Here is an 853-nt window from a genome sequence, read left to right on the forward strand (position 1 = left end):
ACGCCGATGATGAAACCGAACAGGCTGAACGTCACCGCGGTCAGCACGAGAAACGCCACCATCCACACCGGGTGTGCGATCCCGTACGGCACGAACAACCGGGCGGTGACCAAGATGATGGTCCCGAGGATGATCGACTTGCTCGCCGCCGCGCCGACGTAGCCGCACACCACCTCCACATACGAGACGGGAGCCGACAGCACCTCGTAGATGGTGCCCGAGAACTTGGGAAAGTAGATGCCGAACGAAGCATTGGCAATGCTCTGCGTCAGCAGCGACAGCATCACCAGGCCCGGGATGATGTAGGCGCCGTAGGCAATGCCGTCGACATCCACCATGCGCGAGCCGATGGCCGAGCCGAACACCACGAAATACAGCGAGGTCGACAGCACGGGCGAGGCTACGCTCTGCATCAGCGTGCGCCACGTGCGCGCCATCTCGAACATGTAGATGGCGCGGATTGCGTAGATGTTCATGCTTGCCCCTTCACGAGGCTGACGAAGATTTCTTCCAGCGAGCTCTCGGAGGAATACAGGTCCTTGAATTCGATGCCGAGCTCGCCGAGCTGGCGCAGCAGGCCGGCGATCTGGTTGTCGTCGCCCTGCTTGTCGAAGGTGTAGACCAGCGAGTGGCCGTCGTCGGTCAGGTCGAGCTGGTAGCTGCCGAGCGCGTCGGGAACAGCGGCCAGCGCGTGCCGAAGGCTCAGCGTCAATTGCTTCTTGCCGAGTTTTTTCATCAGCGCGACCTTGTCTTCCACCAGGATGAGCTCGCCCTTGCGGATCACACCGATGCGGTCGGCCATCTCCTCGGCCTCTTCGATGTAGTGCGTGGTCAGGATGATGGTGACGCCGCT

The 853-nt window shown here is 61.7% G+C and carries 2 pseudogenes; both read right to left on the bottom strand.

The annotated features are described in order from the left end of the window. Positions 1–476, bottom strand: a pseudogene (locus BMG07_RS40845) (ABC transporter permease); the annotation flags it as partial. Beyond that, positions 473–853: pseudogene (locus BMG07_RS40850) on the bottom strand (multidrug ABC transporter ATP-binding protein); the annotation flags it as partial. The pseudogenes BMG07_RS40845 and BMG07_RS40850, both read right to left, overlap by 4 nt.

Source organism: Variovorax sp. E3 (assembly GCF_016082275.1).
Classification (GTDB): domain Bacteria; phylum Pseudomonadota; class Gammaproteobacteria; order Burkholderiales; family Burkholderiaceae_C; genus Variovorax.